Origin of the sequence: Edaphobacter modestus (assembly GCF_004217555.1) — a bacterium.
GTDB classification, from domain to species: domain Bacteria; phylum Acidobacteriota; class Terriglobia; order Terriglobales; family Acidobacteriaceae; genus Edaphobacter; species Edaphobacter modestus.
In genome coordinates, this window is record NZ_SHKW01000001.1 from 5,065,924 (window position 1) to 5,080,851 (window position 14,928).

The 14,928-nt window shown below is 56.7% G+C and carries 11 protein-coding genes and 1 pseudogene; 7 read left to right on the forward strand and 5 right to left on the reverse strand.

All coding sequences use genetic code 11. The features are described from left to right. The first annotated feature begins 69 nt into the window (after positions 1-69). From BDD14_RS21340 to BDD14_RS21355, 4 genes are all read left to right on the forward strand, one after another. Entirely contained in the window at positions 70-1,053 is a 984-nt protein-coding gene (locus BDD14_RS21340) for a 2-keto-3-deoxygluconate permease (protein WP_130421048.1), read from the forward strand. A gap of 125 nt (positions 1,054-1,178) precedes the next feature. Beyond that, positions 1,179-2,084 carry a 5-dehydro-4-deoxyglucarate dehydratase gene (kdgD, locus tag BDD14_RS21345; RefSeq protein ID WP_242618103.1) on the forward strand — a complete coding sequence of 302 codons (906 nt, stop codon included), beginning with the start codon at positions 1,179-1,181 and terminating at the stop codon, positions 2,082-2,084. Continuing rightward, positions 2,084-3,451 carry an MFS transporter gene (locus tag BDD14_RS21350; protein WP_130421052.1) on the forward strand — a complete coding sequence of 456 codons (1,368 nt, stop codon included), beginning with the start codon at positions 2,084-2,086 and terminating at the stop codon, positions 3,449-3,451. Before kdgD ends, BDD14_RS21350 begins: the two co-directional genes overlap by 1 nt. Next, positions 3,448-4,788, forward strand: coding sequence for an enolase C-terminal domain-like protein (locus BDD14_RS21355; RefSeq protein WP_130421054.1), 1,341 nt, complete (start codon positions 3,448-3,450; stop codon positions 4,786-4,788). The genes BDD14_RS21350 and BDD14_RS21355 overlap by 4 nt, the downstream gene beginning before the upstream one ends. Positions 4,789-4,796: 8 nt before the next feature. Here BDD14_RS21355 and garD read toward each other — a convergent pair whose 3' ends face one another. Together garD and BDD14_RS21365 are read right to left on the reverse strand one after the other, a co-directional pair. Next, positions 4,797-6,344 carry a galactarate dehydratase gene (gene garD, locus BDD14_RS21360; protein ID WP_130421056.1) on the reverse strand — a complete coding sequence of 516 codons (1,548 nt, stop codon included), beginning with the start codon at positions 6,342-6,344 and terminating at the stop codon, positions 4,797-4,799. A gap of 31 nt (positions 6,345-6,375) precedes the next feature. Next, a complete protein-coding gene (locus BDD14_RS21365) occupies positions 6,376-7,266 on the reverse strand; it encodes an amidohydrolase family protein (RefSeq protein ID WP_130421058.1) in 891 nt (296 codons plus the stop codon). A 177-nt stretch (positions 7,267-7,443) separates the two neighbouring features. Here BDD14_RS21365 and BDD14_RS21370 point away from each other — a divergent pair, with 177 nt between their 5' ends. Beyond that, on the forward strand, positions 7,444-8,343 hold the full coding sequence (locus BDD14_RS21370) for an N-acetylglucosamine kinase (protein WP_242618104.1): 900 nt from the start codon (positions 7,444-7,446) through the stop codon (positions 8,341-8,343). Here the strand turns inward: BDD14_RS21370 and BDD14_RS21375 are convergent, their stop codons facing one another. Further along, the gene (locus BDD14_RS21375; protein WP_130421062.1) at positions 8,344-9,828 is read right to left on the reverse strand and encodes a glycoside hydrolase family 125 protein; all 1,485 of its coding nucleotides are present in this window, start codon (positions 9,826-9,828) and stop codon (positions 8,344-8,346) included. Between the two features lie 143 nt (positions 9,829-9,971). Here BDD14_RS21375 and BDD14_RS21380 point away from each other — a divergent pair, with 143 nt between their 5' ends. Next, on the forward strand, positions 9,972-12,296 hold the full coding sequence (locus tag BDD14_RS21380) for a GH92 family glycosyl hydrolase (RefSeq protein ID WP_130421064.1): 2,325 nt from the start codon (positions 9,972-9,974) through the stop codon (positions 12,294-12,296). Next, entirely contained in the window at positions 12,293-13,030 is a 738-nt protein-coding gene (locus tag BDD14_RS21385; protein ID WP_130421066.1) for a copper homeostasis protein CutC, read from the forward strand. The genes BDD14_RS21380 and BDD14_RS21385 overlap by 4 nt, the downstream gene beginning before the upstream one ends. On the opposite strand, the pseudogene BDD14_RS33145 reads toward BDD14_RS21385, so the two are convergent. Together BDD14_RS33145 and BDD14_RS32505 are read right to left on the reverse strand one after the other, a co-directional pair. Further along, positions 13,025-13,846: pseudogene (locus tag BDD14_RS33145) on the reverse strand (hypothetical protein). The gene BDD14_RS21385 and the pseudogene BDD14_RS33145 sit on opposite strands and share 6 nt — an antisense overlap. Then, positions 13,801-14,880 carry an ATP cone domain-containing protein gene (locus BDD14_RS32505; RefSeq protein WP_242618105.1) on the reverse strand — a complete coding sequence of 360 codons (1,080 nt, stop codon included), beginning with the start codon at positions 14,878-14,880 and terminating at the stop codon, positions 13,801-13,803. Before BDD14_RS32505 ends, BDD14_RS33145 begins: the two are co-directional and overlap by 46 nt. Positions 14,881-14,928: the final 48 nt, after the last annotated feature.

The following is a 14,928-nucleotide window of genomic DNA, read 5'->3' on the forward strand; positions in this document are numbered from 1 at the left end:
CACTGCCTGCTTAACTGAAAGAGATGGCGACAGAGGAGCAGATCAGGCGTTATCTTTAACGCAAACAAAATGAGGATAAAGGCAGCTGTAGAGCGAGTGCCCGGCGGCTTGATGACAGTGCCACTTGGGTGCGGGGCGTTCCTTGCAACAGTAGCACCGCACATGGGAGAGTTCTTCGGCTCCTTCACGGGTGCTCTTTTTACCGGAGCGCTGCCGATCCTCGCCGTTTTTTATGTCTGCATGGGTGCGACGATCTCCGTAGATTCGCTGCCAATGGTATTGAGGCGAGGCGGGGCCTTGATGGCTACCAAGATAGGTCTCGGTGTGCTTTGCGGTGTGGTCCTGGGGCATTTTCTGGGTGCGCAGCCTGTACGGTCCGGATGGTTCGCCGGCCTGTCTACGCTTGCGGTTGTGGCGGCAATCAACGATACGAACGGTGGTCTTTACATGGCGTTGATGAAACGCTATGGCACGGTCGAAGATGCGGCGGCTTATTCGGTGATGGCGTTGGAGTCTGGGCCTTTCATTACGATGGTGACCCTTGGAGTAGCAGGCTTGTCCGCCTTTCCCTGGCAGACGATGTTGGGAGCCGTTCTTCCGCTCTGTGGGGGCATGTTATTGGGGAATCTTGACTCGGAGCTTAGAACCTTCCTCGGCGGCGCTGCTCCGGTGCTGATTCCGTTTTTCGCCTTTGCGCTGGGTGCGAGTCTTGATCTCCACCTTCTCTGGAGGGCCGGTTTATTGGGGTTGTTCCTGGGGTTGGCTACGCTTCTGACTTCGGCGGTCGTGATGGTCGGTGTGGATAAACTGATCGGCGGTAACGGGACAGCCGGAATTGCCGCCGCGACGACGGCAGGCAATGCTGCCGCGGTACCTATGCTCGTGGCAGCGGCTAATTCTCGATATGCAGAGGCCGCGAAGTCGGCCACGGTATTGGTGGCGTCATCGGTGATTGTTACCAGTCTTCTGGCTCCTCTGCTCACTGCATGGTGGTATAGGTTGGCAAATCGAGAATGCCGGATTCGACAAGTAAAAAGCGGCCATCCTGGTTAAATTTTGGGACTCAGGTCAACTGTTTGGGTCGGGGCAGGCCATTTGCTCTGTATGAAACGTATCGGTAGCTTTCTGTACGGTATAGTGGGAAAACCAATTTCGGGTACAAGGTGCAGATGTCCAAAATGAATCCGTCTGAGCTGGCCAAGAAGATCGGTGAGGGTCTTCTTTCTTTTCCCGTCACGCATTTCAACAAAGATCTCGCCTTCGATGAAAGACCTTATCGCGAGCACATCTCCTGGCTTCTGGAGCACAACCCGGCCGGATTGTTTGCGGCCGGCGGCACTGGAGAGTTCTTTTCGCTCTCTCCAGGTGAGTTTTCAGCGGTGGTAAAGGCTGCGGTGGATGAGACCGCCGGACGGGTTCCGGTGCTTGCAGGATGCGGCTACGGAACGGCGATGGCGAAGGAGTTTGCGAAGGCTGCGGAGGATGCCGGAGCAGACGGCATCCTGCTTCTTCCGCCATATCTGTTGAACTCGGAAGCGGCTGGCCTGGCCGCTCATGCCGAGGCGGTTTGCGCTTCTACAAAGCTCGGTGTCATCTTCTATAACCGCGATAACGCGATCATGGATGATGTGACGCTGGCGAAGCTCTGCGAACGGTGTCCGAACCTGATTGGTTTTAAGGACGGTTACGGCGATATTGAACTGATGACACGAATCTATGCGCGGCTGGGTGACCGGTTGATCTATATCGGCGGCCTGCCGACGGCAGAGACATTTGCGCTGCCGTATCTCGAGATGGGGGTAACTACCTACTCGTCTGCTATCTTCAATTTCCTTCCAGGCTTTGCGCAGGAGTTCTATGCGGCGGTTCGAAAGCGGGATCGGGAGAAGGTTTATGCCGGGCTGCGTGACTTCGTTCTGCCGTACATAGGAATTCGGAACCGCCGTAAAGGTTATGCGGTGTCTATCGTGAAGGCCGGTATGAATGCAATTGGCCGAGCTGCCGGGCCGGTACGTACTCCTCTCGTTGAGCTGACCCAGGCAGAGCTTGAGGAACTGACAAAACTGATCGGGAATCGCAACTAATGGCAAACGCCCCGGGCATATCGACCGCACCGGAGCAGAGACCGACACGCATCCGCTACCAGATCGTGTTGATGCTATTCGTCGCGAGCTGCTTCAGCTATGGCGACCGTGTGATGCTGTCAATCGCTGGCATCAGCTTCTCCAAAGACCTGCACATGGATGCGCTGAAGCTGGGGTATCTCTTCTCCGGCTTTAGCTGGGCGTATGTCGTAGGGCAGTTGCCAGCCGGCGGTTTGCTCGATCGGTTTGGATCGAAGCGCGTGTACGGAATCAGTATCATTGGCTGGTCAGCCTGTGCCTTTCTTGCGGGCTTCGCCGGCTACCTGCCAGCCACAGCTGCTTTCGTTGCGATCTTTGGCCTGCGCCTGATATCCGGACTTGTGCAGTCGCCGGTATTTCCTGGGAATGGTCGTATCGTAGCGAGCTGGTTTCCAACTGCGGAGCGCGGACGCGCATCGGCGATCTTCAATGCGTCGCAGTATTTCTCGCTGGTCTTGTTTGCTCCCATCCTGGGATGGATTACGAACTTCTGGGGCTGGAAGCAGTGCTTCTGGTTTGTGGGGACGGCAGGTATCCTGCTCAGCCTTGTCTGGTACAAGGTCGTCTATGGTGTGAAGGCGCATCCGCGAATCAATCAACGCGAGATCGATTACATCGAACAGGGCGGCGGACTGGTCAACATCGATCCGAGCAACGGTTCAACACAGAAAGCGCCAAGGTTGACGTGGGCGGCGATCAGGATGCTGTTGAGCAATCGAATGCTGGTAGGCATCTACATTGGCCAATACTGTATTACGACGCTGACGTGGTTTTTTCTTACATGGTTTCCGGTTTATCTGAGCCAGGCGCGCCACATGTCCATCACGAAGGTTGGAATCATGGCGGCCCTCCCTGCACTTTGCGGATTCGCAGGCGGCATTCTGGGGGGCGTGGTATCGGACAAGCTGCTACAGGCAGGTCATTCGCTGTCGTTCGCGCGCAAGACGCCTATCGTTGCGGGCATGCTGCTCTCCGTTACGATGATTGGTTGCAATTATGCCAACGCTCAATGGGTGGTGATGGTGTTGATGTCCCTGGCGTTCTTCGGCAAAGGCTTTGGAGCGCTGGGATGGACGGTGATTGCGGATACCTCTCCAAAGCCCCTGATCGGTGTGAACGGTGGTCTCTTCAACCTGATCGGCAATCTGGCGGGAATCACCACGCCCATCATCATTGGATATATCGTCAAACGAACGGGCTCGTTCCACGATGCGTTGATCTTTGTGGTCGCGACGGCGCTGATGGCTATCGTTGCCTATCTGCCGATCGTAGGGGAGATCAAGCGCGTCGATCTGAAGCTGCCCGAACCTGAGAGCGCAAAGGCATGAAGGAAGTGACTGGACGAGAATCTCCTCGGTTAAAAAACATGCGGGTGATCCCGGTGGCGGGACGGGATTCGATGCTGCTGAATCTCAGCGGTGCACACGCCCCCTACTTTACCCGCAACCTGGTGGTCATCACAGATGACACTGGCTCAGTGGGCGTAGGTGAGGTTCCCGGTGGGGAAAAGATTCGGCAGGTGCTCGAGGAGAGCCGCTCCCTGGTAGAAGGCAAAAGTCTCGCTTTCTATAAGCGCATCCTGAATACCGTACGAGAGCGCTTTGCGGACCGCGACGTTGGTGGGCGAGGTTTGCAGACCTTCGACCTGAGAATCACAATTCACGCAGTGACGGCAATCGAATCGGCACTGCTTGACCTGCTGGGAAAATTCCTCGGAGTTCCCGTCGCCGAACTTCTGGGAGAAGGGCAGCAGCGCAGCAAAGTCGACGTCCTCGGATACCTGTTCTACATAGGAGATCGGAGGAAGACCGATCTACCTTACGAGAGTGACGATATAAACGAGGATGCCTGGCTGCGGCTCAGGCATGAGGAGGCCCTGACGACAGAGGCCGTTCTGCGGCTGGCCGAAGCCGCGAAGCTGCGATATGGATTTCGCGACTTCAAGCTAAAAGGTGGCGTGCTGACGGGAGAACAGGAGATGGAAACTGTCACGGCGCTGGCTGAACGTTTTCCAGAGGCACGCATCACACTCGACCCGAATGGGGCATGGTCGCTGGATGAGGCCGTAAGGATTTGCAGCGGAAGACGCAATGTACTCGCGTATGCCGAAGACCCTTGCGGCGCTGAGAGGGGATACTCTGGCAGGGAGATTATGGCGGAGTTTCGTCGCGCGACAGGGCTGCCGACGGCGACGAACATGATTGCGACCGACTGGCGCCAGTTGAGGTATACAGCGGAGCTACATGCTGTGGATATTCCGCTCGCCGATCCTCATTTCTGGACGATGCAGGGCTCGGTTCAGGTGGCGCAATTCTGCCGCGAGTGGGGGCTTACGTGGGGATCGCACTCGAACAATCATTTTGACGTCTCACTTGCCATGTTTACGCATGTCGCTGCCGCAGCCCCGGGAAGAGTGACAGCAATCGATACGCACTGGATTTGGCAGGACGGGCAACGCCTTACGGTGGATCCCTTGAAGATTGAGGATGGAAAGTTATCTGTTCCGGAGAGGCCTGGACTTGGAATCGATCTGGATATGGAGGCGGTCGAGGCGGCACACCGCCTGTATCTCAACGTTGGCCTCGGAGCGCGAGACGACGCTGCTGCCATGCAGTTCTTGAGACCGAACTGGAAGTTCGACCCGAAACGCCCCTGCCTCTGCTGAGTGGACGTCTATGTGATTGGTGCAGGATTGAAGAGCGCAAACTCATTGTGAAGTCCCCAATGATCCGCACAGGTCTGTTTGCGACCGCTCGCCACATCGAGAATGAGATGAAAGATCTGCTCTCCGACCTCTTGAATGCTGGCCTTTCCAGTGGCGATGGTTCCTGCATCGATATCGATCAGATCGGACCAGCGTTCGGCGAGGGCTGTTCTTGAGGCGACCTTAATTACCGGTGCCATCGCCAATCCATAGGGCGTTCCACGTCCGGTGGTGAAGACGTGCATATTCATCGATGCGGCGAGCTGGAGCGTTCCGCAGACGAAGTCGCTTGCGGGCGTGGCGGCAAAGACGAGCCCTTTCGTGGTGACGCGCTCACCTGGCCCGAAGACGCCGCTGATGGGGCTTGTCCCCGATTTGACGATGGATCCGAGCGCCTTCTCCACGATATTCGTGAGACCTCCACTCTTGTTGCCGGGAGTCGGGTTGGCGCTTCGATCGACGGCACCGCGCTGCAGATACCTGTCATACCACTCCATCTCGCGGACGAGGCCCTCTGCGACTTCGGGAGTGGCAGCGCGAGCGACGAGCAGGTCGATCGCATCGCGAACTTCAGTGACCTCGGAGAACATTACGATGGCCCCAGCTCGAACCAACAGATCTGCCGCGTATCCGACGGCTGGGTTTGCTGTAACCCCTGAAAAGGCATCGCTGCCGCCGCATTGAAGACCCACGACAAGATCAGATGCCGGACGAGTGACACGGCGACGCTGGTTGAGATGCACCAGACGATCTTCGGCCATCTTCATAATCGCCTGGACCATATCGCCGAAGCTGTGGTGCTCCTCATCCTGCAGTCGAACTATGTAGGGTTGCGACGTCAGGACTGGCAAGGTACTGCTGGGGAGCATGCGGGCGGGTTGCAGCTTCTCGCAACCGAGACTGACGACCATCGGAGCCCCGCCAAGGTTAGGGTTCAGGCTAAGGTTGCGCAGAGTACGGATTGGTATCTCCGCACCCGGTGCATCGATGGCTACGCCACACCCATAGAGATGGGTAATGGCGATGACATCATCGACGTGGGGATATCTTGGCAGCAACTCTGCCTTGACCTTTTTTACGGCATATTCGACGGTGGCCGAGACGCATTGGACGGTGGTGCTGATGCCGAGAATATTCTTTGTCCCGACGGTGCCGTCGTCGTTGACGTAGCCTTCAAAGGTGAATCCTTCGAGCGGATCGATACAGTGCTGGTGAGCCGCGGGAGGTGGAAGTTGGTCGAGCTCTGGTGGTTGCGGAAGCGTGAGGATTTCTTCATGCACCCAGCTTCCCGCGGGAATCTCTTTTAGGGCGTGACCAATGATTACGCCGTACCGGACCACGGCGGCGCCTTCGGAAATCGCTGTGAGCGCAACCTTATGTGCTTCCGGCACCGCGTCCTTCAGGATCAAGCCCGAATCAAATACCGTTCCGGCAGGCAGACCGCCTTCGTTGACGACGATGGCGACGTTGTCTGAGGGGTGAACCTGGATGTAGAGCGCCTGGGTGGTGTCTCGCATTGGGAGTCTACCTTGTCTCTTTTTGACTGGTTTAAAGGCCAAACGGCCATACTCGCTGCACGGTTCTATGTAAGATCTCTTCGCGTTCTGGATTCGATAGAAATCCTAAATGGTCACGGTAGAGCGCGACTCTTTGGTCATAGGAGAGTCGCTCACGAAGGATAGGCCAATCGGTTCCCCACATCAGGCGGTTTGCGCCGAAGGCATCCCGCAACCTTAGAAGCTGATCTGTAAGGTCAGGGTAGGGAAAGGGCTTTTGAGAGAGAGACCACATGTGAGAGATCTTCACGTAAACGCGGGGGTAACGTGCCATGGCCAGTAAAAGCTGCAATTGCTGGAGGTCGCCTGCGGGAACATCCGCCATGTGATCGATCACCACAGTTAGATCCGGGTTTTTCTCGATCCAGGGCGCGACGTCGGGCAGCCTGGATGCCGGCAGCAGGAGTGTCATCGGGATCCTAAGCTGGGCACATCTCCGCCACAGCGGAGCCATCAGAGGTCCGCGAATCCAGTCGCCCTTTACCGTGGCATCAGGACTGAGCCTGACGCCATGGCACCCGCTCGCGGTAAGCGTACTCAAGTGATCGGGCGCAGCCGGGTCTTCAGGGTTAACGCGGCACACTCCATGAAATTTGCCTGGATGGCGGTGGAGCACGTCGAGTAGATAGCGGTTGTCCCAGCGGTAATGACTCACCTGGATCAGCACGGTACGAGCTACGCCGTGAGAATCCATCAGCTTCAGCAGGTCCTCTGCTGTGATGTCGAAATCGGGCGGCGTTGCTCCCTCGGCGAATGGAAACTCTGGAGTATGTTTCCAGACGTGGACGTGCGAATCGATCATGACAGTCCGACGGCTGGGACTGAACCCGGGTCCGACGAGCGCGTATTTGAGCGAGCCACTAAGAAAAGAACGACGGTCCATTCCATCAGCCTCAAAGAGGGAGCTTTCACCCATAGTAGAACCCATATCTTCCAGGCAGATTTCCGAGTGCAGGAGATTCCGATTTTCACCCTTGTCATTTAAGATGAAGCGTCCCCCGTCAACACGCGGGCGCGGGCATAGACCGGAAGCACGAGGACGGGATCGTTGGCGTTTTATTTGGCAGTAGATCTGGGCGGAACCAAGACTGAGTATGTATTAGCCGATGAGACACGCGAGCTTGCGCGCGTTCGCGGAGGCACAATCAAGCGGATGCGTACCGACGCGACCACAGCCGAGGAGAACTTCACCCAGGCGATTCGTGAGCTCGAGCAGATGTCAGGGGTTTCGGTTCGCGACATTACTCGAAGCTGCGTAGGTGCAGCTGGAGTGACCGTGGCTCTGGTTACCGATTGGATTCGTAAGATCTTTGCCGAACGTATCGGAGGGTCGCTGATCCTGGTGGGGGATGTGGAAATTGCCCTTGACGGTGCCTTCTTCGGCGGGCCGGGAGTTCTGGTGATGTCTGGAACCGGCTCGAATGTCGCCGGACGTACAGCAGCAGGAAAGCTGACGACAGCGGGCGGATGGGGTCCGGCTCTCTCGGACCAGGGATCGGGTTCACGAATCGGACAGCAGGCGCTGCGTGATACTACTCTGGCAGTCGATGAGGAGCGCGAGACAACGCTTCTACCCGCAATCCTGAAGTTATGGAATCTGAGGGATTTCGATGAGCTGGTGGCCTACGCCAATCAGGTTCCCGCTCCGGATTTTACAAAGCTGGCTCCTGAAGTGGTTTCCTGCGCTGCCGCAGGCGATGCTGTGGCACAGGGGGTGCTTCGTCGGGAGGCCGAGGAGCTGGCACACCTGGCGCGATTGGTGATCGACAGGCTTCGACGCGTCGATACTCGGTCAGACTGGCTGCCTGACCTGGCCTTTACGGGCAGCATCCTAGAGCATGTGGCCCCAATACGGGAGGGAATCGTGGAGAGTCTGCGCCGCGAACTTCCCGCGCTGAAGGTCGTTCCGGGCATGGTCGATCCGACCCTTGGCGCCCTGTGGCGGGCGCGCCACGGGTAGTCAGGGATGGAGAATCTCCGGACGTGTGCCTGCGAGGGTGCCCAGCAGCTCGCCGAACAGCGTATTTGCCCAGGCGAACCAGGCGCGGGTGAAACGCTTTGCGTCGTCCTTGAAGTAGCTCTCGTGCATGAAGCCGAATCCGGCGGCGGCATTTTTGAGCATTGCCAGAGAGCGGCGGATTTCGTCCTCGCGTGTGCTGGTCAGGGCAAAGATGATCTGCGACATCGGCCAAATCATGTTGCGGCCAACGTGCGGTCCTCCGATGCCTTCGCCGGCGCTGCCCCGGAAGAACCATGGGTTACGCTCGCTCCAGCTGAAGGCCCGGGTCCGCGCATAGAGGGCAGCATCGGGAGAGCTGCCGAGATAGGGAAGACCGAGCAGGCTGGGAACATTCGCGTCGTCCATCATTAACCGACTGCCGAAGCCGTCGATCTCGTAGGCCCAGATGGTTCCATCGGGTGTGGAGACAATCGCGTGTTCGCGCAGTGCGCGTTCCACTTCTTCGGCAAGCGAGCTGGCGTTGTTTGCAAGCGTATCGTCGTGAAGGATGGAGCGCGCCATCTCTGCAAGCTGTCGCATCGACGTAACGGCGAACAGATTTGAGGGGACCAGAAAGGGAAAGACGCACGCATCATCGGAAGGCCGGAAGCCGGAGGCGATGAGACCTATGGGGCGGACCGGGTTGCCCACGCCGGCAGCAGGCAGTGTCTCGGTTGACGCGGTGGATTCGCGCTGAAAGCGATAGGGGCCATCGCCCTGTTTGCGCTGTTGGATGCGGAATGTATCCACGATGAGCCGCATAGCGTCGTGCCAGCGACCATCAAAGGGGCCAACATCCCCGGTCTGTTGCCAATAGCCATGGGAGAGACGTATGGGGTAGCAAAGGGAATCGACCTCCCATTTGCGCTCGCCGACACCTTGACGGAGCTCTGTCTTATCCTTCAAACTCCAGGGCAACGCCGGCGCATTCAGGTCTGCCATGAAAGCGTTGGCGTAAGGGTCGATAAGGATACAGCGCGCCTGGCGGCGGATGACGCCTTCGAGAAGATTGCGCAGCCGACGGTCTTCCTTGGCCAGTGGAAGGTAGGGCCATACCTGAGCGGAAGAGTCGCGCAGCCACATCGCGGCAATATCTCCTGTCAGCACCGCAGTATCGGGCTTGCCCTCGAACATGCCGGGCTCGACGGTCGTGTCGAGCGTGTTTGGAAAGCAGGAGACGAAGAGAGAGGCAAGTACGGGATCGGCGATGCGGGTGCTGCGCTCCTTCAAGAATGCTTCGACGGCATCGCTGTGAAACTTGCGCTCCGATGGTTTAGGTCGACCCTGGGACATATCCCACGGAGCTTTGACCGGCGGAACCTCGACGGAAGACTGGGGTTCCCCGCCGGGAACCTGAGAGCTGGGGTAGATCGAAGGAGCGAGAGCGGTGGCTGCCGCGGAGCGGAGAAAACTGCGTCTGGTGGTGATCGGACCTGAAATCTTCATTGGTTTCGCTTCGAGTTATTTTGTCATAGTTGCCGGTACTATATCCCTTACGTAAGAATGGTGATGATGTAGATCGTCAACCCTTAGATCTGTAGCGTGTGTTGCAACAGCTATTCCCCAAATCTCTGCCAATCGGAGAATGCATGATCAGTCGTAGAAGGTTTCTGGAGCGTAGCGCTGCTGTATGCGCTGCGAGCGCACTTCCCATGGATAAGTTTGTTTACGCCGCTTCGGGCGAAGCGAAGACCGAAGATCCCCTGCGCTGGGTAGATCCGCGGATCGGCACCGGCGGTCACGGTCACTGTTATCCAGGCGCAGCGCTTCCCTTTGGGATGGTGCAGCTCAGCCCGGACACCTTCAACGACGGTTGGGACTGGTGTTCGGGATATCACGTCTCCGATAGCTCCATCATGGGCTTTAGCCACACGCATCTGAGCGGCACCGGCTGTGGCGATCTTCTCGACTTTCTGGTGATGGCTGGAACGGGTACGGCGCATATTGTTCCTGGAGATCGCAGCAATCCAGATGGCGGATACCGCTCACGCTTCGACCATGCTGATGAACGGACGGAGCCTGGCTACTACTCCGTAGTGCTGAAGGACTACAAGGTACGTGCCGAGCTGACTGCGACCGAGCGTACCGGGCTGCATCGCTACACGTTTCCCGCGAATGACAAGTCCTACCTCATCCTTGACCTGCAGCATGGTTATGGTCCGGATGCTGGACCCTGTGATTCAGCTGAACTACGTCTGGTTGCGCCCGATACGCTGGCCGGCGGAAGACGCACGTCAGCATGGGGCAAGAATCGTCACGCCTATTTCACGCTGAAGGTTTCAAAGCGCCCCGAACGTATCGTCTTCTACTCGGATGATAAGGAAGTACCAGCGCCTGCGAGCGGGGAAGATTTGAAGGGGAAGAATCTCAAGTGTGTTTTGTACTTCACGACAAAGGCTAACGAACGTGTGCTGGTGAAGACAGGCATATCGGGGGTCGATGCTGATGGCGCGGCAAAGAATCTCGCGGCCGAGGCACCTGGCTGGGAGTTCGACAAGGTACGCACGACCGCGCGCGAGACGTGGCGTCGGCAGATCTCGAAGATTCAGGTTGCGAGCGCGAACGAAGACCACAAGCGAATCTTCTACACCGCTCTCTACCACCTGTCGCTTGGACCGACGCTCTTCGATGATGTGGACGGTCGATACCGTGGTATGGACAACCAGGTCCATACGCTTCCGGCGGGGCAGCACAGTTTCTCCACGTTCTCTCTATGGGACACCTTCCGTGCCGCACATCCGACCTTCACGCTTATTGAGCCGGAGCGCGTTCCGCTGTTCATGAACGCGCTGATTCGCATGGCCGAACAGAGTCCGGAAGGGATGCCGGTATGGCCCCTGATGTCCACCGAGACAGGAACAATGACCGGATATCACTCAGCGGCAGTTATCTCTGAGGCGTGCAGTAAGGGCTTCACTGGAATTGACTATGAAAAGGCATATGGCCTGATGATGAAGCGTGCCATGGTGGATGACTTCCGTGGTCTCGGGTATTACCGCAAGCTCCACTACATTCCAGCCGATAAAGAAGGTGAGTCAGTCTCGAAGACCTTCGAGTATTGTTACGACGATTGGTCGATTGCACATGTCGCGCGCAAGTTAGGCAAGAGCGATGATGCTGCGATGCTGGCTAAGCGGTCGACAAACTATCGCAATTACTACGACAAATCGGTTGGTTTCATGCGGCCGAAGCTCGAGGATGGCAGCTGGACCACGCCATTTCGGCCGATCGATATGGGCCACTCGAAGAAGTGGCGTGACTATACCGAATCCAACGCCTGGCAAACGACTTTTGGCGTGCAGCATGACCCGGCAGGTTTGATTGAGCTTTGTGGAGGCCGAGAAGCTTTCGTTACAAAGCTCGATGGGCTATTCACCGCACCAAGCGACCTGCCAGAGGATGCCCCTCCCGACATTGCAGGGCTGGTAGGACAATATGCGCACGGCAACGAGCCATCGCATCACATCGCATATCTCTACGTCTATGCTGGCGCTCCGCACAAGACCCAGGCACGTGTTCGCAGTCTGCTTGAAACCATGTATGCGGCAAAACCCGACGGCATGCAGGGCAACGAGGATGTGGGTCAGATGTCGGCCTGGTACATCCTGAGTTCGCTGGGCTTTTATCCGGTCGATCCTGTCAGCGGAAATTACATCCTTGGCTCCCCGTTGTTCGAGAGCGCGACGATCGATCTAGGCCACGGGAAGAAACTGGAGTTGGTCGTCGAACGGAAGGATCCTTCCCACCAGTACATTCAGTCCTTTTCCTTGAACGGGAAGGAGCAGCCGAAAGTCTGGTTCCACCATTCGGATATCGCGGAAGGCGGGAAGCTCGTCTTCACCATGGGACCCGAGCCCAATCCATCCTTCGGAGCAGATGCCTCTGTGGCCCCGCCCTCACTTAGTCTTTCGTGAGGCCTGCGTTTACCTTCGAGCTCTGCGCCGAGACCCTGCAGGCATGTCTTGCTGCAGGGGAAGGCGGAGCAGACCGCATTGAACTTTGCTCGGCGCTCAGCGAAGACGGGCTGACGCCGAGCCATGGCCTTATCCATGCGGCGGTTCAGCGCAGCGGGTTACCGGTGCATGTCCTGTTGCGGCCACGCGCTGGTAATTTTTTCTACAGCGACGAAGAGTTTGAGCTCATGCGCGACGACCTTCTCCACGCGCGCGCATTGGGGGCAAGCGGGTTCGCCCTAGGAGTTCTTCGCGCCGATGCAACCATCGATATCGAGCGGACTCGGACACTGGTAGAGTTAGCTTCGCCTCTCGAAGTAACCTTTCACCGCGCGTTCGACCTTGTTCCTTCGCTTTATGAGGCGTTAGACGATGTGATTGCGACCGGATGCCATAGGATTCTAACGTCTGGCGGGGAACGCGATGTCGTTGTGGGGGCTGCGAATCTCGCGACATTGGTCGATCTTGCGAAGAATAGAATTGCGATCGTGGCAGGTGGTGGGCTTCGGGTTGAAAATGCAGCTCTGGTTGCCCGTACCAGTAGAGCCACGCATTTTCATGGAAGTGTGCGACGTTCTACGAATCGGGCAAGCGTACTAGAGCGAGGGGGAATCCTCACCCCATCGACGACAGGTCAATTCTCAGTTGACCCTGCGGAGATCCGCGCCATGATCCAAGATCTCAGAGTTTTATAGGCTCATTTGCTTAGCGAATCGCCAGCGATGCCGTACCTCATCAATTCCGGCTTGCGTAATGTGATTCGCCAGATTAACGGAACCGAGGTTACAGACAGCGATTTCTCGACTATTTGTGTTCAGTGTAATTTCAGTGCAAAGATTTGATGAGTGAACCACTCCGGCGTGCTGTTGCGGGGAGCGCAGATTGCACGGAACCTTGAACGTAATCCACGGATGTCCAGTTTCAAAGAGCATCGTTAGCATCCTGCGCCACAGATCCTGCGCGCGGATTGTTCGACTAACTTGCATCTCCCCGCGGTGTGCTTTGGCCTCATAAAAAACATAACGCTCTGCAAACGCGATGTCGTATAAATTGTGCAGATCGGGTACTTCATCGGGAGAAACAATGTCCAAGTGCCATCTGATTCAACCCCGTTCCATAAAGAGATCCGGTACCCAGTTCGCCGTATTCATATCATGTGTGCGACGCCGATCATCGCCTGTATTTTTTCGAAGATCAAGAAACTCCTCTATGTCGATATGCCATGTTTCCAGATAGCCACACACAGCTCCCTTACGTTTGCCTCCTTGATTTACTGCAATCGCTGTGTCATTGGCCACTTTCAAGAACGGCACTACACCTTGTGACTGACCATTTGTTCCACGGATATGCGATCCAAGACCGCGGATAGCGCTCCAATCATTCCCAAGTCCCCCGGCATATTTGGAGAGCAAGGCATTATCTTTTATCGCTTTGAAGATGCCTTCCAGATCATCCGCAATCGTAGTTAGAAAGCAAGAGGAAAGCTGTGGTCGTAGAGCAACTCGTAAAATTCGATTGCCCTATCGTCGCGATCGATTTCCCGGATTACCAGGCCCATGGCTACCCTCATAAAAAATGCTTGCGGCAATTCGAACCGGACTCCTTCTTTCTGCAAAAAGTAGCGATCATAGAGAGTCTGCAGACCAAGGAACTGGAACTTGTTATCACGCTCGGGTTTGAGCACTGCGGCCAGACGGGAAAGATCGAAAGTGGCAAGTTCCTTGTCCAGAATCTGAAGGTGAACGGCTCGATGGATGAATTCGGGGAAGTACCCTTCGTATCGCACTTCACTGTGTCCTTGGTTGGCGGATACCAGGCTCGGAAGTACGAAGGCTAGTGCTTCATCGCGCAAGCTAGACAAGAGAAGCCGAGCGCTAACGTAGGCGTAGTTAGGCTCTTGCTCTATAAGCGAACGGGCAGCCATCGTTTGGGCCAAACTGATTTCATGAAAGAGGATGCCGTCATAGAGGTTGCGGCGGACTTCGACCATTACGGCATCTGCGGAGACTCCATCAAGCCCCGCACAGGCTGCTTTGACCTCCTGTTGAAGTCGACCTTCATCAAGTGGTTCGCCGCGGCCATCCTTTAGCCGGACGTGAATCCGAGGTCGGGACGGCAACAATCCCTGCTCGGCCTGCTCACGGCGCTCTTGTGCTCGTTTCTCCCGATAGAGAACGTAGGCGCGAGCGACCTTATGCTCGCCGCTGCGCATGAGCACAAGCTCTACCTGGTCCTGAATATCTTCGATATGGATGGTGCGGGATGCGTCAGCTCGTCGGCTTAAAGCGTCGACGATCTGCCGAGTGAGTGACTCAACTGCTTCATGAATGCGGCGGGATGTGGTTGCTCCCGTACCTTCCACCGCCACGAATGCTTTGGTGATTGCGACAGAGATTTTGGCCGCATCGAATTGCGAGAAAGAACCATTCCTTCGGATTACCTGGAAACCCGAAGGAGTATTGGGAGCAATGTTGGCCTCACCAGAGTAGCTGGCGACTCGAGGGGAGGGAAGAGTATCGAAGGTGTGAGTTGTCGACGCGGCCATGGAAGTCTCCTTTGGCCTCAAACGGGAATGCAGGAAAAACAGCGCACA

Excerpts from the sequence above, each read along its gene's own strand:
- BDD14_RS21340 (WP_130421048.1), top strand. The coding sequence starts at position 70 with ATGAGGATAAAGGCAGCTGTAGAGCGAGTGCCCGGCGGCTTGATGACA.
- kdgD (WP_242618103.1), top strand. The coding sequence starts at position 1,179 with ATGAATCCGTCTGAGCTGGCCAAGAAGATCGGTGAGGGTCTTCTTTCT.
- BDD14_RS21350 (WP_130421052.1), top strand. The coding sequence starts at position 2,084 with ATGGCAAACGCCCCGGGCATATCGACCGCACCGGAGCAGAGACCGACA.
- BDD14_RS21355 (WP_130421054.1), top strand. The coding sequence starts at position 3,448 with ATGAAGGAAGTGACTGGACGAGAATCTCCTCGGTTAAAAAACATGCGG.
- garD (WP_130421056.1), bottom strand. The coding sequence starts at position 6,344 with ATGCGAGACACCACCCAGGCGCTCTACATCCAGGTTCACCCCTCAGAC.
- BDD14_RS21365 (WP_130421058.1), bottom strand. The coding sequence starts at position 7,266 with ATGGACCGTCGTTCTTTTCTTAGTGGCTCGCTCAAATACGCGCTCGTC.
- BDD14_RS21375 (WP_130421062.1), bottom strand. The coding sequence starts at position 9,828 with ATGAAGATTTCAGGTCCGATCACCACCAGACGCAGTTTTCTCCGCTCC.
- BDD14_RS21380 (WP_130421064.1), top strand. The coding sequence starts at position 9,972 with ATGATCAGTCGTAGAAGGTTTCTGGAGCGTAGCGCTGCTGTATGCGCT.
- BDD14_RS32505 (WP_242618105.1), bottom strand. The coding sequence starts at position 14,880 with ATGGCCGCGTCGACAACTCACACCTTCGATACTCTTCCCTCCCCTCGA.